20 protein-coding genes are annotated in these 22083 nt (G+C 51.2%); 17 read left to right on the top strand and 3 right to left on the bottom strand.

What is annotated here, in order from left to right; translation table 11 throughout:
* The first annotated feature begins 325 nt into the window (after positions 1-325).
* Entirely contained in the window at positions 326-907 is a 582-nt protein-coding gene (locus DCC81_RS16510; RefSeq protein WP_108687693.1) for a Crp/Fnr family transcriptional regulator, read from the top strand.
* 45 nt (positions 908-952) lie between these two features.
* On the top strand, positions 953-1771 hold the full coding sequence (locus tag DCC81_RS16505; RefSeq protein ID WP_108687692.1) for a DUF2306 domain-containing protein: 819 nt from the start codon (positions 953-955) through the stop codon (positions 1769-1771).
* A 101-nt stretch (positions 1772-1872) separates the two neighbouring features.
* Here DCC81_RS16505 and DCC81_RS16500 read toward each other — a convergent pair whose 3' ends face one another.
* Positions 1873-2769, bottom strand: coding sequence for an AraC family transcriptional regulator (locus tag DCC81_RS16500; RefSeq protein WP_108687691.1), 897 nt, complete (start codon positions 2767-2769; stop codon positions 1873-1875).
* The gene (locus DCC81_RS16495; protein WP_240613006.1) at positions 2763-3707 is read right to left on the bottom strand and encodes an SDR family NAD(P)-dependent oxidoreductase; all 945 of its coding nucleotides are present in this window, start codon (positions 3705-3707) and stop codon (positions 2763-2765) included. Before DCC81_RS16495 ends, DCC81_RS16500 begins: the two co-directional genes overlap by 7 nt.
* 90 nt (positions 3708-3797) lie before the next feature.
* On the opposite strand from DCC81_RS16495, the gene DCC81_RS25965 reads away from it, so the two are divergent.
* The 5 genes from DCC81_RS25965 to DCC81_RS16475 all read left to right on the top strand — a co-directional run bounded on the left by DCC81_RS25965 (position 3798) and on the right by DCC81_RS16475 (position 7591).
* Positions 3798-4109 (top strand): SDR family NAD(P)-dependent oxidoreductase, encoded by a 312-nt coding sequence (locus tag DCC81_RS25965; RefSeq protein ID WP_262510167.1) that lies wholly within the window; start codon positions 3798-3800, stop codon positions 4107-4109.
* A gap of 8 nt (positions 4110-4117) precedes the next feature.
* Positions 4118-4564, top strand: a complete 447-nt coding sequence (locus DCC81_RS25960) for an SDR family NAD(P)-dependent oxidoreductase (protein ID WP_262510166.1) — start codon at positions 4118-4120, stop codon at positions 4562-4564.
* 102 nt (positions 4565-4666) lie between these two features.
* A complete protein-coding gene (locus tag DCC81_RS16485) occupies positions 4667-5572 on the top strand; it encodes a helix-turn-helix domain-containing protein (RefSeq protein WP_108687690.1) in 906 nt (301 codons plus the stop codon).
* 124 nt (positions 5573-5696) lie between these two features.
* Positions 5697-6665: an NADP-dependent oxidoreductase gene (locus tag DCC81_RS16480; protein ID WP_108687689.1), complete on the top strand. Its 969-nt coding sequence runs from the start codon at positions 5697-5699 to the stop codon at positions 6663-6665.
* Positions 6666-6670: 5 nt separating this feature from the next.
* Positions 6671-7591, top strand: coding sequence for a helix-turn-helix domain-containing protein (locus DCC81_RS16475; protein ID WP_108687688.1), 921 nt, complete (start codon positions 6671-6673; stop codon positions 7589-7591).
* Between the two features lie 355 nt (positions 7592-7946).
* Here DCC81_RS16475 and DCC81_RS16470 read toward each other — a convergent pair whose 3' ends face one another.
* Positions 7947-10346 (bottom strand): ABC transporter permease, encoded by a 2400-nt coding sequence (locus DCC81_RS16470; protein WP_108688284.1) that lies wholly within the window; start codon positions 10344-10346, stop codon positions 7947-7949.
* Between the two features lie 483 nt (positions 10347-10829).
* On the opposite strand from DCC81_RS16470, the gene DCC81_RS16465 reads away from it, so the two are divergent.
* The 10 genes from DCC81_RS16465 (at position 10830) to DCC81_RS16420 (ending at position 22079) form a co-directional block, all read left to right on the top strand.
* Complete coding sequence (locus DCC81_RS16465; RefSeq protein WP_108687687.1) at positions 10830-11804, top strand: SPFH domain-containing protein; 975 nt, start codon at positions 10830-10832, stop codon at positions 11802-11804.
* Positions 11805-11814: 10 nt separating this feature from the next.
* Positions 11815-12063 (top strand): hypothetical protein, encoded by a 249-nt coding sequence (locus DCC81_RS16460; protein WP_108687686.1) that lies wholly within the window; start codon positions 11815-11817, stop codon positions 12061-12063.
* A gap of 3 nt (positions 12064-12066) precedes the next feature.
* Positions 12067-12885 carry a hypothetical protein gene (locus DCC81_RS16455; RefSeq protein ID WP_133177686.1) on the top strand — a complete coding sequence of 273 codons (819 nt, stop codon included), beginning with the start codon at positions 12067-12069 and terminating at the stop codon, positions 12883-12885.
* 21 nt (positions 12886-12906) lie between these two features.
* Positions 12907-13476, top strand: coding sequence for a DUF6620 family protein (locus DCC81_RS16450; protein ID WP_108687684.1), 570 nt, complete (start codon positions 12907-12909; stop codon positions 13474-13476).
* A 68-nt stretch (positions 13477-13544) separates the two neighbouring features.
* Entirely contained in the window at positions 13545-14105 is a 561-nt protein-coding gene (locus DCC81_RS16445) for an RNA polymerase sigma factor (RefSeq protein WP_165806616.1), read from the top strand.
* A gap of 61 nt (positions 14106-14166) precedes the next feature.
* Positions 14167-15315, top strand: coding sequence for a FecR family protein (locus DCC81_RS16440; RefSeq protein WP_108687682.1), 1149 nt, complete (start codon positions 14167-14169; stop codon positions 15313-15315).
* Between the two features lie 205 nt (positions 15316-15520).
* The gene (locus tag DCC81_RS16435) at positions 15521-18868 is read left to right on the top strand and encodes a SusC/RagA family TonB-linked outer membrane protein (protein ID WP_165806615.1); all 3348 of its coding nucleotides are present in this window, start codon (positions 15521-15523) and stop codon (positions 18866-18868) included.
* Between the two features lie 10 nt (positions 18869-18878).
* Positions 18879-20375: a RagB/SusD family nutrient uptake outer membrane protein gene (locus DCC81_RS16430; RefSeq protein ID WP_108687680.1), complete on the top strand. Its 1497-nt coding sequence runs from the start codon at positions 18879-18881 to the stop codon at positions 20373-20375.
* Between the two features lies 1 nt (position 20376).
* Positions 20377-21132 carry a DUF4397 domain-containing protein gene (locus tag DCC81_RS16425; RefSeq protein ID WP_108687679.1) on the top strand — a complete coding sequence of 252 codons (756 nt, stop codon included), beginning with the start codon at positions 20377-20379 and terminating at the stop codon, positions 21130-21132.
* A gap of 20 nt (positions 21133-21152) precedes the next feature.
* Positions 21153-22079 carry an ABC transporter ATP-binding protein gene (locus DCC81_RS16420; protein ID WP_108687678.1) on the top strand — a complete coding sequence of 309 codons (927 nt, stop codon included), beginning with the start codon at positions 21153-21155 and terminating at the stop codon, positions 22077-22079.
* Positions 22080-22083 lie beyond the last annotated feature (4 nt).

Genomic DNA, 22083 nt, shown 5'->3' with positions numbered 1-22083 from the left:
TTCCTTTTCGCAAAGCCAAAAGTTTGGGTGAGTTTACCATAGGGGCGATAAGCGGGGAACTGTACCAGCAAATACGGCGCTCATTTTTATCCATCATTAAACTTAATGAAAAATTGATATTTGCAGGCAAACAAAGCTGCCAGCCTGAAAAATGAAAGGGTGAGATAGAAAATTTAAGCCGTCAGTTTGAGTTGGTCCAGTCTGGGAGGTATGACAAAAATGGAATAGTAAAAAAGCATTCCCATAAAGCAATACGCACACTTACCCCCCCGAGGCTCATTTGAAAATCCTTAAATTTGGTACGATCGCCAATTAAACGCTGATAATGACCACCTATTACGACACCTTGTTCGCTTACATCGCCCGTATCATGGAGCTGCCCGAGCACGATAAGATCTCGTGCAGGGAGACTTTTCATCCATTATCAGTACCCAGGGATACGTTACTGGAAACGGCGGGTAAGGTACCCTTCTACCATAACTTTATTGTCTCTGGGTATATGCGGAAGTATTATATCAACGAGAAAGGCGAAGAAGTCACCAATGACCTGAACGATGGCCCCCGTTTTTTTACGTCCTACCTCCATTTTATAAACCAGACACCGTCTAACGAATACCTGCATTGTATCACAGATTGCCAGCTGTTGCGCATTTCAAAGCCCGATGCAGACCACACAGCGGAGACCAGTTTTACGCAAAAGGATTATACCATCCGGCTGTTCCACCAGGTACAGGAAGAATACCGGGAGCGGATCGATGACCTGGCCAGCCTTACGGCCGAACAGCGTTACTTGAAATTCATCCACAGGTCTCCCAATATCGTGAAGCATGTACCACTGAAGTATATAGCCTCCTACCTGGGCATCAAACCAGAAAGCCTGAGCCGCATCCGCCGGGGAATTTCCTAACAATTGTTAAGTGGATTCGCCCGCGCACCGGGTATATTTGTGCGTATGCTTGCACTCACACAAAACAGCCGGGAAGTAGCACCCGTAAAGGCTTTACAATGGGCAGCCCGGGCATGGTTCATTGTTTTCTTCTTAGGGCAGGTGATCTTTGCCTGCTACATTTTCCTTTTATACTGGCGGTCGGCCTTCCAGGGACATTTTGAAAACTGGAATGCGCAGGCGCCACATTTGTATGTGGAGGGCGCTGGGCTGCGCAATGCAGTATTTGCGCTGCACATAGCAACAGCGGCTATTGTAAGCCTGCTTGGCCCCCTGCAGTTGCTGCCAAAACTACGGCAACTGGCACCTCGCTTCCACAGGATCAGCGGGCGTTTTTATATCTTCTTCGCGTTTGCCATTGCCATTGACGGGTTATTGCTGGCCTGGCGAAAGGGCGCTGTTGGCGGAAACATAGATCACATCATCATCTCCATCAATGCGCTTATCATTTTGACATGTGCTTATTACACCATCCGCTACGCCATAAATCGGGAACTGTCAACGCATCAACGCTGGGCCGTGCACCTGGTACTGGGTATGAGTGGCGTATGGTTGTTCCGCGTTTTCCTGATGTTTTGGCTGGTAGTGAACCAGGGGCCCGTTGGCTTCGATCCGGATACATTCACAGGGCCCTTCCTGGTTGTGCTTTCCATTGTGGTATATGTGTTCCCGCAAGTGGCCGTATGGGGGTATTTTAAGGCGCAGCAAGCCAACCTTGCAGGCCCCAAATGGGTGGCATCCATCGCGTTGCTATGTATCACCCTGGCAATGCTTATTGGCGTTTTTGCCGCCACGATGGGTATGTGGTGGCCGCGCATCCAATAAACTCCGCTAAACAACAGATTGCCGGGTTAAAACAACGGGTTGCCAAAGATCACTGGCTAGCTAAACGGAAAGCCGGATCCATACCTGGCAACGCCATGGGCTTACTTAAACGAAACCCGGAATTCCAATGGGCTCATATTTATCTTGGCTTTGAAAAGCCGGCTAAAAGATTGGGAGTGCTCAAATCCCAGTTTATACGCAATTTCCGCTACTGACAGATCGGTAGTGGTCAGATATTCTTTCGCCTTGTCAATTATCTTTTCATGAATATGTTGCTGGGCGTTCTGGCCAGTCAGAATGCGGAGCATATCACTTAAGTAACTGGGAGAAATCGCCAGTTGTTCCGCCAGGTACTGAACGGTGGGCATGCCATTATCCCTGCTGACGTGATCTTCGAGCATGGTTTCTAACCTTTCCAATAAGGTTGTGTTCACGGCTTTTCGTGTAATGAACTGGCGCTTATAGTAACGGTTGCTGTAATTCAGCAACAGTTCGACCTGCGAAATCAGTACATCCTGGCTCAGCTCATCAATGGGCAGGGTCAACTCGCTTTCAATGCTTTTCAACGTCGTAAGAATGGCGTTCTTTTCGGCTTCGGAAAGGTGAAGCGCTTCATGGGCCGAGTAAGAAAAGAAACCATATTGTTTGATCTTTTTTGCCAGGGGATAACCCAGGAAAAAATCGGGATGCATGAACAAGCTATAACCCGAATAAGGGCCATTATGTTCACTGCCGCCCATCAGTTGGTTAGGCGCAGCAAACAGCAGCCCACCTTCGTCAAAGTCGTAATACCCCTGGCCGTATTTCACCTTGCCTGATACTTTAGCAGTGTAAGTGATCTTATAAAAGCTGGTGACATGTTTCTCGGCCGTAAACTTCACTTCGATCTGGTGATCGATACCGTTAACGATACTGATCAGCGGGTGCAGCGGCTTCGGTAAACCGAATGCCGCGTGCACTTCTGATAATGAATTAAACCTGTGCGGTTGATTTACCATGGTATATTTTCATTTTCCCAACGGGTAAAAGTGCCCGAAGGCGCTTCCGGCCCCAACAGGGCTACACGCACCACTTCCCGGGAACCTTCCTCTACTGACTCTGTTCCTTCAAATTTGTTAAGCGCCGTACTTGTAAATCCCGGAGACACTAAATTCACTTTAACATTGGTGTTCTCCAGTTCGTTCATCATTGCAAGGGTGATGCCATTCAATGCAGTTTTAGACGCCGCATACCCTGGACTATAAAAGCCGCGGTACGGAAAGTTTGGGTCCGCATTCAGGGTAAGTGAACCAACACCACTGGAAACATTAACGATACGTGGTGCGGCTGATCTGCGCACCAGCGGCAACATTGCCTGATAAACTGCCAGCACGCCAAAAACATTGGTTTCCCATATGGCGCGAACTTCATCCAGCGGGATATTACTTGCCATACTGACCTTTGCGTATTCCAGCAATGAGAGATCACCTTTCCTGGTATTTGAGATAGCCGCATTGTTAACCAGCAAGTCCAAATACCCGAACTCTTTTTCTATGAAAGCTGCGGCAGCATTAATAGAGGCCTGATCGGTAACATCGATCTGTAAAGCGATAGCACCCTGGCCAATTTCTTTGGCTGCCGCTTCTCCTTTGGCCAGATCGCGTGAGCCCAGCAATACGGTATGCCCGGCAGCCACCAATTCTTTCGCTACCTGCAAGCCTATACCCTGGTTAGCCCCGGTCACTAAAGCCAGTCGTTTAATTTTTGTTTCGTTCTTCATATCACAAATATCGGCAATTGCGGTGACCTGCCTGTAACCAAAATCAGGAAGTATGTAACTGAAATGAGGGAATGGAGCGGCCATCTGCCGCCCCGCCGCCGGCGGCCAATCACTACTTCCTGACTTACGCGGTTGCAGCAGTTTTTCCTGGATATTTTTCATCAGCCAACCTGACATTCTGCCTTCAGTTACAAGTTTCCCTGATTTGGTTACAGGCCCGAAATGTCTAACGCCGACCTTTGTTATAAATAATAAATCAAATATTCAATGGAAAATCAAACCACATCACCGGTCAGCCCGGTTGCACTTGTTACCGGTGCTAACCAGGGCGTTGGAAATGAGATCGCCAAGGCGCTTGCTGCCAATGGTTATATCGTATACGTAGGTTCACGTAAGCTGGAAAACGGAGAAAAGGCGGCAAGCGAAATAGGCGCGAATGCGAAAGCGATCCAGCTGGACGTTACGCAGCAACAAACCATTGATGCGGCAATAGCACGCATCGGCAATGAGTATGGGCGCCTGGACCTGCTGGTGAATAATGCCGGTATATCACACGGGGAACGTCTCCTAAAGGTGTAGATGAACTGATGCGCACGGGGAGGGCCGTTAATGTATCTTTAGACGAAGTGCGCACGGTATGGGAAACCAACGTCTTCGGCGTTATAGCAGTTACCCAGGCTGCGTTGCCGCTGCTGCGCAAGTCGGCATCCGCGCGTATCGTAAATGTATCCAGCGTGCTGGGTTCATTATCCTGGATATCTGATCCCCAGTGCTGGGCGCGGGAACATTTCGGAATAGTTTATGCGGCCTCCAAAAGTGCACTGAATGCAGTTACACTGGCCTTTGCGCTGGAGCTGGAAAAAGAAAACATTAAGGTAAATGCCGTAAGCCCCGGCTACACGGCCACTGCACTAAATAATTTCCAGGGCACAGACACCCTGGAAGTTGGCTCCCGTGAACCGGTACGCGTAGCATTGGAAACCGACGGACCGACAGGAGGTTTTACAGGACCTGAAGGTCCATTGCCCTGGTAATATTGTGTAACGGTTACCCACGTAAGCTTATTGAAACCCTAAATATGACCGGTAGCTGAAAGCCTCCGGTCATATTTTGTATCTTACAGGAAGAAAAGCGATATGTCAAAAATTGTTAAACTGGAATCTATAACGGAATTCCACCGTTTGCTGGACATTCCCGGGCCTGCCCACCCACTGATCACTTTACTGGATACCAATGGAGGACGGATCAATCTAAGCCGCCTGCCGGTTAGCTATGTGACCACTCTTTACAAGATCACTTTTATCCAAAAACTCGGTGGTAAATTCAGGTATGGTCAGGGCTATTATGATTTTGACGAAGGGAGTATGGTATTTACCGCACCTAACCAGGTAGTAGGCAATACTGCTAACTACAAGGGAAATGAAGGCTACTCCCTGATCTTTCATCAGGATTTCCTGCAGGGTTACCCGCTTGCTTCCAAGATCAAACAATACGGGTTCTTTTCATACGCTACTAATGAAGCACTGCACCTTTCCGAACAGGAAAGAACAACCGTGTCATCTGTTTTTAATATCATCCGGGAAGAGTTAAATAACCGTATAGACGACTTTAGCCGGGAAGTAGTTATTGCACAGATCGAATTACTGCTTAGTTACGCCAAGCGTTTTTACAAACGCCAATTTATTACCCGGCACGCAACCACCAATGACCTGCTGCAACAATTCGAGGCCCAGTTAAACGCATACTTCAGCGGGGAAAAACCGGTATACAATGGAGGACTTACTGTGCACTACCTCGCACAGCAGCTGAACTATACACCTGACTATTTAAGCGATATGCTGCGGTCACTCACCGGGCTAAACGCGCAGCAGCACATTCATGAAAAAATGATCGAAAAATCTAAAGAACTACTCCTGACCACACAGCTGACAGTCAGCGAGGTGGCTTACCAGTTAGGTTTTGAACATCCCCAGTCCTTCAGCAGGTTGTTTAAAAGCAAGACCGGGCAATCGCCATTAGGATTCAGGGCCTCCTTTAACTAATAAACAGGGCTTCCTGCTACGGGATGCATTGCAACCCTAAACATTATCGCCACTTAGGTTAAAACAAAGCGCATTTTGGTTAAACTCAAGCGCATAGGATTGCGGACTTTTGTAAAAACAACATATGAAAGCAATCATAATTGAAGCATTCGGCGACCCGGAAGTAATGAAGATCGCTGAGGTGGAACGCCCTGTCCCGGCAGCGGATGAGATCCTGGTGAAGATCTATGCCGCCAGTGTAAACCCCGCTGATTACATCATTCGCCGCGGCGGTAATGAAGGATTAAAACCGTTACTCAAACTACCAATGGGATTAGGCATTGACGGGGCAGGAATGGTGGAAGCAGTAGGAGGCGAGGTAACCAGATTTAAAAAGGGTGATCGTGTGTATGGGGTTCCCAACTATTTAGACGGCAGCTACACGGAATACCTTGCAGCGAAATCCAACCAATTTGCACGGATGCCCCAAACGCTCAACTTCAACGAAGCCGCCTCCTTACCTGCCTGCGCACGCATGGCCTGGAACGGCATGGTGGAGAAGGCAAAGGTCCGCCCGGGGCAGCGCGTACTGGTTCATGGCGCGGCCGGCGGCATCGGGAACCTGGCCTTACAGTTTGCGAAGGCTTGCGGCGCCTACGTTATCGGTACGGCGTCGGCATACAATGCTGACTTTCTCCGGGAGCTGGGCGCTGATGAGGTGATCGACTATAATACCCGGAAATTTGAAGCGGTGGTGAGTGATATGGACGTAGTATTCAATGCAACCCCTACCACCTCGGTTGACGAAGCGCTGCGCCTCCGGTCTGTACCGGTTATCAAAGAAGGTGGTATCTTTGTATGTACGCACGGGGTATGGCCAAGCGAGGAGTTCAAGTCGCTGCTGGCCGCAAAAAATGCAACCGTTGCTATGGCAGGTGTTGACATTGATCATTACAAATGCCTGACCGAAGTGGCCAGGTTAGTGGATGCAGGTAAAGTAAAGCCTGTTATCAGCAGGATCTATCCCTGGGAGCAGGCCGCCATGGCCCATCGGGATATTGAATCAAAACATGTCCGCGGAAAAATAGTACTTGAAATCCGTAAAGCAGATTAAAACATATGGTGCACTATAAAACGATCAGCGAATGGTTCCAGGCCTGGCAAATGCCAAAGCCTGAACATCCGCTGATCAGTGCAGCTAAGATAGATATCACCAGAACGGTACGCAATGGCGAAACCTTCTCCAGCTTTTGCGATTTCTATTGCATTGCCGTGAAGCGGGTAACCGGCGGGGAAGATCTTCATTTGAAATACGGGCAGCAGCCCTATGATTTTGATGAAGGGATCATGTCTTTTGTATCGCCCGGGCAGGTGACCAGCTTTTCTGTAGAAAAGGATGCAGAGGTCAGCCATTCGGGCTGGCACCTGATCGTTCATCCTGATTTCCTTTGGAATACGCCATTGGCAAATACTATAAAAAAGTATGCGTTCTGGGATTATGCCGTAAATGAATCTTTATTCCTTTCCGAGAAAGAAGAAGAGATCATCACCGGCATCATTCAAAATATCCACCGGGAAACACATGCAAATCTCGATAAATTCAGCAAACAGATCATTATATCGCAACTGGAAAGCCTGCTCAATTATGCTGAGCGGTTTTACAACCGCCAGTTCATTACACGCGAAAAGACCAATCACAGCATTCTTGACCGGCTGGAAAAAGAACTGGATCATTATCTCAGCAGCGGCCAACCCGCTATCAAAGGGTTGCCAACGGTAAATGATATTGCTGCCCAGCTTCACATTTCCCCGAAATATCTGGGCAGCCTTTTAAGGATGCACACCGGGCAAAATACCCAGCACTATATCCACGAAAAGTTAATTGAAAAGGCCAAGGAAAGGATCTCCACAACAAACCTTTCCATGAGTGAAATTGCTTACGAACTAGGATTTGAGCATCTACAATCCTTCAGCCGGTTATTCAAAGCTAAAACACAACGCTCTCCACTGGAATTCAGGCAATCATTCAAAAACCAGTAACTTTTTCAGGGAAGCCTTCACTCAGGACACCAGGAGCGCTGCAGGGAAAGGGCTGCACGGCGCCTTGCGGATATACCAGGCGCGGCTAACCGCCTTTGACCATAACCTGAGGATCATCTCACAGCCGGGGGTGATCAAAGTACCGCTGGCAGGCGTTCCGGGAGAGGAAAACAACCTTGCCACCGTGGCCCAAACCTTTGAAGATACAGGGGTCAGAGCCTACAAGGGCAGAGCCGGGGAGCAGACAGCAATGGTATAAATTCGATGCAAACTGGGGGCTTTGGGCGAATGAATAAAATAGCCCCGAATACGCGCAGCGGCTGCCTGGAAACTGACAGCCACTGCTTCCGTTATCTCACTCCGCCCGTAAACTCTTCACCGGGTCTGCCACGGCCGCCTTCACTGCCTGGTAACCCACCGTAAGCCACGCCACCGCTTCCGCAATAAGGACCGTCCATAAAAACACCTCCACGCCTATGCTGATCCTGTTCGCAAAGTGCTGCAACCACTGGTGCATCAGGTAATAAGCCCCCGGCGCCGCAATTAAAAACGCCAACCCGATCAGCAGCGTAAATTCCCTGGACATCAGGTAAACGATATTGCCCACCGACGCACCCAGCACCTTCCTGATCCCCACCTCGCGGGTACGCTGCACCGCCATAAACGAAACAAACCCATACAACCCAAGACAGGAAATAAAGATCGCCATCCCCGCAGCCACCTTGAACAGCAGCGACAACTCCTGCTCCTGCCTGTAAAAACCCGCAATCTTATCATCCAGAAACTGGTACTCATAAATAAAATCCGGGAAGGTGTTGTCCCAGATCCTTTCTATGGCCGCCAGCGTCTCCTTTACATGCCCTGGCTGTATCTTTATATTGAGGGACCGGTACACCATCTTGTAGGAGCCAAGCACCACCGGCGTCATTTCATGCTCCAGGGAGCTGCCATTAAAATCCTTCACCACGCCTACCACCGGGGCCGCCATTTTTCCATCCCAAAAATCAATACGTTTACCGATGACATCTTCCGGGTTTTTAAATCCTAATTTCTTCACCATCAACTCGTTCATCACAAACCCGTTCACCGTATCTGCCTGGGCATACGGTTCTCCTGCTATGAACCGGATGTTGTACGTCTTAAAATAATCCGCATCGGCCCACTTAAAATCGGCTTTAAAACCAGCCGGCTTCACCGCATTGTCAAACTTAAACTCACTATCCCACCCTGCCTTATCCATCGGGGTAAACGCGCTCAGGCTCACGCTTTTTATACCAGCCTGCTGGAGCAACTGCGCCTTCAGGGCGTTCATTTTAAACACACGGGAGCTGTCATTTCCCAAAGGCACTGTAACGATCGCATCTTTGTCAAATCCCAGATCTGCGTGCTGGAAAAGGTTCATCTGGCCTATGACCACCAATGTGCCTATGATCAGCGCCTGGGTAACTGTAAACTGGAAAACCACCAGGGCACGTCTTATAGAAATGCCACCTACCGTTCTGCTGGTAAATTTGCTTTTGAGCACAGCGATGGGATTAAATCCTGACAAAACAATGGCAGGGTAAAAACCCGACAGAAATGTAACAACAACAATGAGACTGCATAAAAATGCGATCAATGTAAGGTCCGGCCGCAGTGTCAATGGCGCCTGTATCATATTGCTAAGCACCGGCAATGCTATCAGGGCAAATACCACCGCTATTACGACGGAAATGAGCGTAATAAGAAAAGTCTCGCTCAAGAACTGCGTGATCAATTGCTGTTTGCTACTACCCAGCACCTTCCTGATGCCCACCTCTTTTGAACGGCTCACCGCCTGTGCAGTAGCAAGGTTTATAAAATTAATACAGGCAATGACCAGCAGGAACACGCCTACCAGGCCCAATGCGGCCATCAGTTCTTTACTGAAGACGTGGCCCCGGTAAGTTCCAAATTCCGGCTCATAGTGCATCCTGCTCAATGGCTGCAGGATATACCCCTGGTTGGCATATTCGGCAGGCGTGTGCTTCTTTACAAAGGCTTCGAGGTACTGGTTGAACTGTTGCGCCGGTACGGCCGGAGGCAGCACCAGGAAAGTGTTTAACGATCCATCCTGGCCCACCCAATCTGTCAACATATCCTCATGCCTGGCCGTTTTAAAAGAAAACACCACTTGCAGGGGAAAGTCCGTATTATCAGGAACATTTGCCAGGATACCGGTTACCTTGCAAACCAGGTCGTTATCGTACCTGATGAATTTACCTACTGCGGTATGCCAGTCTCCAAAATATTTCTCTGCTGTTTGTTGGGTAAGCACCACTGTATTAGGCTCAGACAATGCCGTTTTTGCGTTGCCTTCCAAAAAAGGAAAATTGAAAATGTCAAAAAATTCAGGCTCTGCAAAAAACACATCCTCCCTGAATTTTTGTTGCGGTGCCCCCACTTTATCATCCAGTAAAGTGACTTGCTTTTTCTCCCGCCCGTAAATGCGGGCCACGTGCTCCAGCTGGGGGTAATCTATCCGCAGGGCATCTGCTACCGGGAAGGCACTGGCTTTTGAATAATGCATGCCGGCAGGCGTTCTCGTTGCCGCTACCACCCTGTAAATGCGATCTTTATGCTTATGAAAAGTGTCAAAGCCTGTTTCAAACCGGATCAGCAGGAAAATAAGCACGCAGGCTGCGATCCCCACGGCCAGGCCAAGTGTATTGATGATGACGTAAGCCTGATGGCTGCGTAAATAGAGCCAGGCGGTTTTCATATAATTTCTAAACATAACCAGCATGTATTAAGCATTAAGCAATCGCAACACAGCAATTGCTAAGAATGATGCCACCGAATTACAAATTTTAATATGAACTGCATACAAATTAAAACAAAATAATAAGTGTGCGTTTTTGATACAATAAATGTTCAATTATAAAGCAGCGTGCAATACCAGGCCCGGTTGTGCCGCAAATGCCCCCCCACTCCCCGGGTCATCGTTGTTGACGACCTGTATAACTACCGCCCCGGCATGGAACGGGTGTTAAACTGCCGGTAATTGACGGCGATTTCCGGCAATAAACTGCGCCTGCACAGCCATTAGCACTCCAAACCATTTCCCGGTATGTTAACATTATGCCAAGTTCGCCCCATGCTTTTTGTTTTTCTGAATTTTTTGCTTTTTCTTTACGCCGTGCCCCCGGCCGCCAGCAATACACCAACTGCTGCAGTTTGGCCGTGTTACCCTTCGGATCATGCTTTAAATAATTGTTGAATGGCATTACCTTTTTTAGAAATCATTGAGTCGCTGACGCCTCACCCCAATATGCTCATGTGGAAGTTTGAGGATGCCGACAAAGAAATAAAAAACGGAGCTGTACTTACCGTACGCGAAAGCCAGCACGCCATGTTCCTCAATGAAGGCCAGCTGGCAGACGTATTCCCCGCCGGCAAGTACACCCTGAGCACAGAAAACACCCCCATCCTTACAAGGCTGCGTGGCTGGAAACATGGATTCAAAAGTCCTTTCAAGGCAGACATCTATTTCTTCAACACCCACCAGTTTGTAAACCTGAAATGGGGCACGCCCATGCCCATTCTTATGTCTGATGCCCTGTTTGGCCAGGTGCGCATCCGGGCCTTTGGCACCTATAATATTCGCATCGTGGATGTGGCAAAGTTCTTTAAGGAATACGCCGGTACCTATCCCAAGCTCACTATCGCTGAACTGGAAATACAACTGCGCGATTTCATAGCGCCTAAATTTGGCGAAGTATTGTCGCTGGCAAAAATACCGGTGGTGGATGCCGCCGCCAATGTGCCTGCATTGAACGAAAAAATACAACCACTCATACAACCTTACTTTACCGACTTTGGCGTGGAAGTGACCCGCTTCACCATCACCGGCATCACCCTGCCGGAAGAGGTGTTGCAGCAGTACGACAAAGTAACGGGCATGAACATGGTCAACGACGTGCATAAATTTTCGCAGTACAGCATGGCCAACGCCATGGACAAGGAAGGCTCCGCACTGAGCGATGGCGCAAGACAGGGCGTGGTCCTGGGTATGATCTCCAACATCCTGCACCAGCCCAACGCCGCACCAGGTGCCCCCACTCCTTCTCCCTCGCCCGCTCCGGCTGAAGATCTTACGGAACGGCTGCGCAAACTAAAATCACTGTTTGATGCCGCGCTGATCACCGAAGCTGAATACACTGCCAAAAAGGAAGAACTCCTGAAATTACTCTGAACCTAGCCGCATGACTGACGAAAATAAAAAAAGGACCGCCTCCTTCCTGGAAAAACTCAAACAAAAAGCCACCACGCAGCAGCACTATGGCGGCAATGTGCCGGATGAGGAAGCCAAAATGGATATCCGCGATTGCCCCAATTGTGGCGCCGGGCGGGCCTATCATAAAGGGCTTACCCACTGTGCTTATTGCGGTTTTGCATTCATGCACACCACCCTTACAGACGGCATTCATATCCGGAAAGAAAATAATTCCTGACACATGTTTGATCTTTTTAAGCAGCCATACAGCAACCCGGAAATGCTGGCGGAGCTGCAATCCAGGCAGGAACGCTGGTTCATTTTCCTCGACAAACTGGAAGCCCGCCTGCTGGAGCTCACCAGCGCCGCCCTCCCCGAACTGCGGCAGGTATTCCAGGAAGACACAGACCCTTACAAGCGCTCCCATTATCACATGTTACACGGGCTACTGGGCCAGGTGAACAATATGCGCGACAAAGCGAACGCGGTGAAAGAGGACAATATCCTTTCCTTCCTGTACAGTTGTGAGGCAATGCTGCCTCCCTTCACCAGCCACGCGGGAAGCGAATACCGCAAACACCTGCACGATTTCAGGATGGCCTGCCTGCACCGGCACGACCTGTTTGACATAAAACTCAACGGGGCCCTGGACCAGCTGCGCCACGCGGCCGGGGAGCAGGACCTGGAAAGTGCCTACCAGCAAGCACTCCAGGACTTTGAAAAGATCAAGGACCAGTTTACCTGCAGGCAATGTGGTGGTAGCATCACCATTGAAAAAATGTTCTTCATTGATACCTACATCACCTGCCCGTTCTGCCAGTCTCAAAATACTTTCCATCCGTCTACCACCGCCAGGATGGCGCTTCACAATGCAAGGGCACTGGCAGAGCAACGTACTGCAGCGCTTCGCAAGGCATATGAGGATAGCCAACCCAGGGACGCTGCACTGTATAAAAAATACCTGCGGGCCATGTTTGACGAGTGGAACAAGATCGTACCGGATATGGCCGGGGAGAATGAAAAATTCTACGAACGATTATTGCAAGCGCCACTTTTTTAACCATTTATAAATTAAATCACTATGTCTGAAAATCCGTTATTAGCCCCCATTCACGGCATTACCCTGGAAGATTACAGCGCAGCCTGCGCAAAATTAGGCAGTGGCCTCAGTGAAGAGGACGTGGCAAAAGCCCTGGGCGTGGAAGTACCGGTATGGCAGGAGGCCAACCTGTTGTGGCCCGAACGTATGAAGCAGGACAGCTCCTTCCAGATCGTGACCCTGTTTGGCCAGTATTTTGGCCAGGCAGACCAGCACCCCAAATTCAGCAACCCGGCGCCAAACGCCTCCGGCGCGGGAAATGCAAATACAGACCGGATAAAATCGGATAAAGATTTTTACCAGGAACTGGAAGTGGCCAGGAGCGTGGCATACGAATATGGCCTGGATGGCGCACAGTGGATCGCTGATACCTACGGCATTACGCTGGGAGATTTCCAGATCGCAGCGTCGCGCTGGAATGAGCAGATCCATAAAGACCTGGAAGCCAACTTTGAGGCCTATACGGCGCAGCAGCAGGCATACAAGGCTAAATACCAGCAGCAGTTTGCCCAGGCACAAGGTGGTAATGTGGCGGACGATATTGAATTTTAATATTAAATTTACCGTCGCACCGGCAAAAGGGAGCCGGTGCGACCACCTTGATGAATGAACAGGCGCTATTGCAACAATTAGCCCTCGGTGACCGGGAGGCATTTACCACCATCTACCAGCAATACCACGCTGGTATCTATAATTATCTGCTCAAATTCACCCGGAATCCCGCGTTGACGGAAGACCTGGTGCACGATGTATTCCTGAAGATCTGGGAAGTGCGCGCCCAGCTGGATATCCGCAAGTCGTTCGACAGCTATTTATACCGCCTGGCCCGCAACACGGCCCTGAACCAACTAAACCGCCTGGCCCTCTACGATACCATCCGCGATGAGCTGCTCCACCGGCTCTCTCTCGATGCCACGGACCAGCCCCTCATGAATGCGCTGGAAACCAAACAGTATGAAGCCCTCCTGCAAAAGGCCCTGGACAGCCTGCCACCCCAGCGCCGCGAAGCATTCATCCTCTGCCGCCAGCAGGGCAGAAGTTACGAGGAAGCCGCCGCCATGATGCATATTTCCCGCAATACCTTTAAACAACACCTTTCCCTGGCGGTAAAGTCCATTCGCGACTACCTGCTGGAACATGGCAATATCTCTCTCCTCATCCTGCTCGTATCCCTGAAATAAAAATTTCCGTTTTTTTTCAAATTCCATCCACCCATTTCCCTCATCCGTTTGTCTTATAGTTATGGCGCCAAGTAATTTTCCTAAAGACCTCTTTCAAAAACTGCTGGACGGGACCCTCACAGATCCCGAAAGCGTCACTTTGTTTGCATGGTTCCGGGAAAACCCTGACAGTACTGATCCTGCACTGGAATCCTTACTGGAGCAGGCATACCACCGCTCTTTTGCAGCGCCGCCGGCATTGCTGCCCGGCGCCGGTGACCGCATCCTGCACCGCCTCATGGAAAGCACCACCCCGGTGGTGCGCATGCGCCGGCGCTGGCTGCAATATGCCGCAGCAGCGGCTTTGCTGGTGGCTGTTGCCGGAACTGCTACCATACTGGTCATGCGCCAGCGGCCGGCCACACCGCTGGCAGGCAATGTGATCAAGCCCGGTAAACATGGCAACTATGCCACGCTGACCCTGGGCAACGGTACACAGATCCAACTGGATAGCGCGCACGGGAATATCGTTCGCAGTGGTGACCTCCTGGTGGATAACCACAAAGGTGAACTGGACTACCAGGGACAAGCCGGCAGTGCGGAACTGCATACGCTCACCACGCCCAAGGGCGGGCAATATAAACTGCTCCTCCCCGATGGCACCATCGTATGGCTGAATGCTGGCTCCAGCATCACCTACCCTACCGCGTTCAACGAAACCTCCCGCCAGGTGAAAATGACCGGCGAAGCTTATTTCGAGATCAAACAAGCCGCCGCCAGGCCGTTTGTCGTGAATGTAGCAGGGAAAGCATCGGTAGAGGTGCTGGGCACCGCGTTCAACGTAAATGCTTATGCAGATGAACCGGGCATCCGCACCACTTTATTACAGGGTAGTGTGAGAATGCACGTGCAGGATGCCTCCGCAGTACTGCACCCGGGGCAACAGGCAGTGATCAAAGACGCACAACTCCAGGTCACCAGCGCGGACACCGCCACCACCGTGGCCTGGAAAGATGGACTATTCCGCTTTGACCACACCTCACTCGATGAAGTATTAAGGCAAGTGGCCCGCTGGTACGACCTGGAAGTGGTGTATGAAACGGGAATACCACACCTCCCGCTCAGCGGTGAAATAAAAAGGGACCTCGACCTGGAACAGGCGCTTTCAGTACTTCGTAATCTGGGACTGCATTACAGGCTCGAAGGCAGGCAATTGATCGTAACACCATAACATGTTGTCATGTAGACTATACCTGCTGTTTTAAGGATGTGACATCACAAACGTTTTGATCTTGTTCGGAATTGAAGCTGGAAAGCTACTGGCGGAGCTTTGTTCACTTCTGACGAACATGATATATGTCAACTACCTCCTGCACGGGGGCGCACGGGACACGTGCATCAATGATCAACCAATTATCTACTCAACCAAAATTGTCATGATTCCAGCTTTAAATTTTTGCAAACGGCCAACGGCAGGAAGACTGCTGGCAGTGGCTTTGTTGCTGCTCGTCTGCCTTGGGATCTCCACAAAAGCTGGCGCACAGGCCATCACCTATAGCAGCAAAAAAGCCACGCTGCAACAGGTGTTTGCGGAGATCAAGAAACAGTCCGGCTACGTCGTGATCTTCAATCCCGACCAGGTGGATGTTTCGGTTACCGTGGCCGTGAATGCACAGAAACAGCCACTGGCGGCATTCCTGAAAACAGTTTTATCCGGCCTGCCTGTCACCTACAATATTGTTGGCACCACCATCGTGATCTTCCGGAAAACGGATGCGCCCCAGCAACTCAATGAAGTGAAGGCGCAGGCACCGGAAATATCCGGCATTGTGTCTGACGAAAGGGATGGCACGCCGCTCATAGCGGTAAACGTAGTGGTAGCCGGCACCAGCAAGGGCACACAAACCAATGAGAAGGGTTTGTTCACGCTGAAGGATGTGAATGATAACGATGTGCTCACCATTTCCTGCATTGGCTACCAGAAACAATCCGTGCAGATAGCCGCACTGAGAGCACAATTTTCCATAAAGCTGAAACCCGCCACCAGTGAGCTGGACCAGGCAGTGGTGCAGGCGTATGGTATCACCAGCAAGCGCGTGGCCACCGGCGATATTACCCGCATCACGGCCAAGGATATTGAAAGACAACCGGTGCTCAACCCTTTGCTGGCCTTGCAGGGCCAGGCCCCCGGCCTGCTCATCACGCAAACCAGTGGTTATGCCAATGCACCGGTGAAAGTGGAGATCAGGGGCCGCAATTCGCTGGGCACTAACTTTCTTTCGGACCCACTGTACGTGATAGACGGTGTGCCCATGACGGTGCTGGATCTGCCGGGATCGTATCATAACGGCGGCATTTCTTCCGGCTTCGTACAGGGAGGCATGTCTGCTACCGGTGGGCAAAGCCCCCTGTTCAGCATGAACCCACACGATATTGAAAGTATTGAAGTATTAAAAGATGCGGATGCCACCGCCATCTATGGTTCCCGCGCGGCCAATGGGGTGATCCTGATCACCACGAAAAAAGGCAAACCAGGCAAAACCAATTTCTCACTGGATGTGAATGAAGGCTACATCGATGTGCCGCACCGCCGCCATATGCTGAATACCCAGCAATACCTGGCCATGCGCCGCGAGGCTTTTAAGAATGATGGCATTACCCCCACCATAGCCAACGCACCGGACCTGGTAGCCTGGGATACCACCCGCTACACGGACTGGCAAAAAGTACTGCTGGGCACCGGCAGCCAAACCATGGTGAACACCAGCCTTTCCGGAGGTGATGCCCGCAATACTTTCCGCATCAGCGGCAACTACGGCAGGCAAGTGGATGTACTGAGCACGCGGGGATCTAACCAGCAGGCCACACTGGGAGCCAACATTGGCCACCGCAGCGACAACCAGAAACTCACTGTAAACCTTGGTACCATCTTTTCCTATACGCATGTAGATGCCGTGAATGCAGATCCTTCTATTTTTCTCCTTCCGCCCAATGCACCTCCCATCTACAACAGTAAAGGTGATCTGAACTGGGATGAATGGAACGCCAGTAACACTGGCAGTTCCTTCCCTTTCGGCTACCTGCTCCGGAATAATATTATGGAGACCAACCAATTCAGCAGCAACCTGGGTATCAGTTACGAACTGTTGAAAGGCCTTACCATCTCTACCACCGCCGGTTATACGAACATGACCGGCTCCAGCAACTATTTTATTCCCATCGCCTCTGCAAATCCCCAGGACAACCCGATGGGCTCCGCCAATTTCGGCACTACAAAGAACACCAACTGGATCATAGAGCCCCAGATCGCTTATACCCGCTTTGTAGGCAACGGTGACCTGAAAGTACAATTGGGCGGCACCTCCCAGTCTACGATCACAGACGGGGTGTCCACCTTCGGCATAGGTTACAGCGATGATAACATGCTCACCAGCATCAACAACGCGCCGATACAGCAAACCACGGAAAACTATGCGCGCTACAAATACGCGGGCGTATTTGGGCGCATCAACTATAACTGGCGCAACAAATACATCATTAACCTGAATGCCAGGAGGGATGGCTCTTCCCGCTTTGCACCGGGCAGCCAGTTCGGCAACTTTGGTTCTGCAGGCCTGGCCTGGAACGCCTCTGAAGAACCCTGGATGAAAAAATTACTACCCTCCTGGGTCAGCTTCCTGAAGTTCCGCACCAGCTACGGCCTTACCGGTGGAGATGGGTCCATCGGGGATTACCAATATCTCTCCCAATGGTCCACTAAATTGTCTGGTACACAATTATATCCCTATAACGGGCTCACACCACTGGTACCTATACACGCAGTGAACCAGCAATACCAGTGGGAGTCCAACAAAAAATATGAAGCAGCGGTGAGCATCAGTTTCCTGGAAGACCGCATTAACCTGGAAGGTGTTTATTACCTGAACCGCTCCGGCAACCAGGTGACCAATATTCCCACGCCGCGGTACACCGGCTTTGGGTCCATCGTGGCAAACTGGGACGCCGTAGTGGAAAATACCGGCTGGGAAGGAAGCCTGCGCGCAAACCTGGTGGAGCAGAAAGACTTCCGCTGGTCTGTGAATTTCAATATTTCCACCAATAAGAACCGGCTGGCATCCTACCCGGGCATTGAGCAGTCGCCCTACTACAGCGTTTACAAAGTAGGCCAATCCCTCAGTGCGGTATACCTGACGCACTACCTGGGCGTAGATCCGCAAACAGGCCAGTACAGCTTTGAAGACCGCAACAAAGACGGCCAGATAAAAACCAATCTCAGCGTGCCCGCGGGCACCGCGGACGATGACCGCTACATCGTGAAAGATCCCAACCCAAAATATTACGGTGGCGCAGGTACTTCCTTTACCTACAAAGGCTGGAACCTGGACCTCTTCTTTGATTTCAAAAAACAGATCGGGATGAACCCCTACCTGGTGATCCCCGGCAAGTTTGGTAACCTGCCGGTAGAAGCGATCCGGGACCACTGGCAGAAACCCGGCGACATTGCCACTTATCCCGGCTTTTCCACTGCTTACGGCACTTCCGTGGGATCGTCCGATGCGCAGTTTGTCAATGCTTCTTACCTGCGTTTACGCACGGTGGCACTCAGCTATTCCCTGCCGGACCCGCTGCTGAAAAAGCTGCACATGACCGCCTGCCGCGCGTTCTTCAGGACACAGAACCTGTTCACCATCACCAACTATCCCGGTATAGATCCCGAGGTGCAGGATATTTCCAGTGTACCGCCTTCCAGGATCATCACCGGCGGCTTATCCTTTAACTTCTAAACACAAGGCTATGCAGCGATCTTTTAAAAATATGATGCTTACCTGCAGCTGCCTGCTGCTTACCCTAGTATGCGCCTGTAAAAAACTGGTGACCGTACCGCCACCCATCAATACCATTTCCACCGTGCAGGTATTCAGCACGGAGCAACAGGCCAATGCCGCCATGGCAGGCGTTTACAGCCGGATGATAAATGGTACGGACATGACAGGCATTGGCAGTATTGCGCTGAACAGTTTTTCCGCCGGCCTGTCCACCCTCCTGGGTGGCCTGTCGTCAGACGAACTGTATAACTACCAGGGCACGGCAGACCAATCCTGGTATAGTGTAAATACCAACAAGCTCACTATCAACAACAGCAGCCGGCCATGGTCTGCATGGCAATCTGCCTACGATGCTATTTACGGTGCCAACTCCGTGATCGAAGGCATTGCAGCTTCCAAATCGTCTATGCTGAAAGACAGTGTGCGCAAAGCTTTGACGGGGGAAGCCAAGTTTGTGCGGGCATTCAGTTATTTCTACCTGGTCAATTTCTTTGGCGACGTACCATTGGCCTTGTCGGTGGATTTTAACCAGACCGCCAAACTGCCCCGCGCCCCGCAGGCGCAGGTTTACCAGCAGATGGTGCAGGACCTGAAAGACGCCGCAGCCACTATGCCGGCCACTTATCCCACGGGCAACGGGGAGCGTACCCGCCCTAACAAATACGCCGCACTGGCCTTGCTGGCCAGGGTATACCTCTACCTGGGTGATTATAACAATGCTGCCACTACCGCCACCATGGTGATCGATGATGCCACGGATTATACCCTGGAAAGTGACCCGGACAAGGTGTTCCTGACCAACAGCCGGGAAGCCATCTGGCAACTGCAACAGGCCTTGCAGGATTTCACCATCAAAAACGCCACCCCGGAAGGCTACATCATGCGGCCCAATGTGCTGAAGATCGGCATTGCTACATTTTGCCTCACCCCTTCCTTGCTGGCGGCATTTGAACCGGGCGATCAACGCTTTAAAAAGTGGACAGACAGCACAGACAATTCATTGGGCACTGCCAATAAGCCGGGGGTTACCTACTACCCGCTGAAATATAAGATCAGCCTTGCCAATGGCGAATCTGGCGCCGCTCCCACAGAATACTACATGGTGCTCCGCCTGGCAGAAATGTACCTGGTCCGCGCGGAAGCCGCCGCCAATGGCGGTCCCGGTGGCACTGCCACCGCGCTGGCAGACCTGGACCTGATCCGCAACCGGGCTGGCCTTCCCCCTTTATCCACCGCCCTCACCAAAGACCAGTTGCTGACCGCAGTGGCCAAGGAAAGAAGGACGGAGCTATTTGCAGAGTGGGGCCACCGCTGGATGGACCTGAAACGCACCAACCGGATGAACGCCGTATTATCCGCCACACCACTGAAACAACCGTGGCTGGGTGATTACCAGGCATTGTACCCGATCCCCACTTCGGAGATCAGCGTAAACCATTTCCTCACGCAAAACACCGGCTACTAAGATGAAGCAATTATATCGCGTATATGCATGCCTGTTAGTAACCGTACTGGCGGCATGCGGCAAAGAGACCACACCGCCCACGGACGCTGCTGCGCTCAATATCATGAATGCTATTGTGGGCAGCCAGTACGTGGCCACCAATTTCAGGGGCGCCGTGCCGTACGACTATTACCGCACGCTCTTCCTGCAATACGGGGATTCCAACCTGGTGGCCCGCCACTACAGTTGTTTCAGCGGTGAGCAACCGCTCTGGATCTACAACTACCCGGATACCACGGCGAAGGATGTACCATTGCTGAAGCTGGACCTGCAGCTATCAGCGGGCTCCATCCACTCGCTGTACCTCACCGGTACTGTGGCACACCCGGATACGGTGTTCACCGAAGAGCACCTGCCCTACCATCCCTTGGGCGATAGTACTACGAGCATCCGGTTCATTAACCTTTCACCGGGCAGCAACCCGGTGAAGGTGGTGCTGAAAGGGAAAACCACACCGGAAGCTGCCAGCGTGCCTTACAGGTCATTCACAGGCTTTATTACCTATCCTGTACATACCTCCGATGATGATTATGTGTTTGAGTTCCGGGACGCAGCCTCGGATGCGCTGATCCTGACGTATACGGCAACCGGCATTCACAACCCCGCACCGTCCCCGTTACCGCATCCCTGGCTGTACCAGAACCGGGCGCTGGCGCTGACAGGCATACCAGGTGGCACCGGCCTGCAGCAACAAAAGGTGCTGGTTGTAAAATATTAAACAGAACATCAATTACCGCAATGAATGCAATACTGAAACTTGAGGGGCTATCACACCGGTATAGCAGTGCATGGGCTATACGGGACATTAACCTGGAAATTACGGAAACCGGCGTAGTAGGATTGCTCGGCTCTAACGGGGCAGGCAAGTCCACCACCATGAACATCCTCTGTGGGGTGCTGAACCAGACGGAAGGCCAGGTGTATATCAATGGCATTGATATGAGAACCGCACCGGAAACAGCTAAAAAAGAGATCGGCTTCCTGCCGCAATACCCACCGGTATACCAGGATCTTACCGTGGATGAATACCTGACCTTTTGCGCACAGCTGCGCAGGATGGAAAAAGGTACCATTAAAAAGGCCGTGGAAGAAGCCAAGGAACGTTGTGGCATCGGGCATTTCAGCGGGCGCCTCATCGGCAACCTTTCCGGTGGTTACCGCCAGCGTGTGGGCATTGCACAGGCCATCATCCACAAGCCAAGACTGGTGGTGATGGATGAGCCCACCAACGGCCTGGATCCCAACCAGCTGATCGAGGCCCGTAAACTGATACGGGAAATAGGCCAGGACCACACCGTGTTGCTGTCGTCACATATCCTGAGTGAAGTGCATCTCTTATGCAGGGAAGTGATCATGATAGAAGGCGGCAGGGTTATTTTTTCAGATACCATGGACGCCTTTAACAACTACGTGCAGCCGCACAGCGTGCTGGTTTCCATGGAAAACCCGCCTTCTGTAGCTGCGCTGATGCAGATCCCCGGCGCCACCAGGGCGGAGTTCCTGAGCGACCGCCAGGTGCGCATTTACTTTGACGGGGACCCTGACATTACGGAAAGGATCGTGACCGCCAGTGTGCAACAAGGCTGGAGGCTGCGGGAGATCAACCTTGACAAAGGCCTGCTGGACGACATTTTCAAGCAACTATCTACTCAATCCCTCCAATAATATT

It is taken from the genome of Chitinophaga parva (assembly GCF_003071345.1).
GTDB classification, from domain to species: Bacteria; Bacteroidota; Bacteroidia; order Chitinophagales; family Chitinophagaceae; genus Chitinophaga; species Chitinophaga parva.
This window is presented reverse-complemented; position numbering and strand designations above follow the sequence as displayed.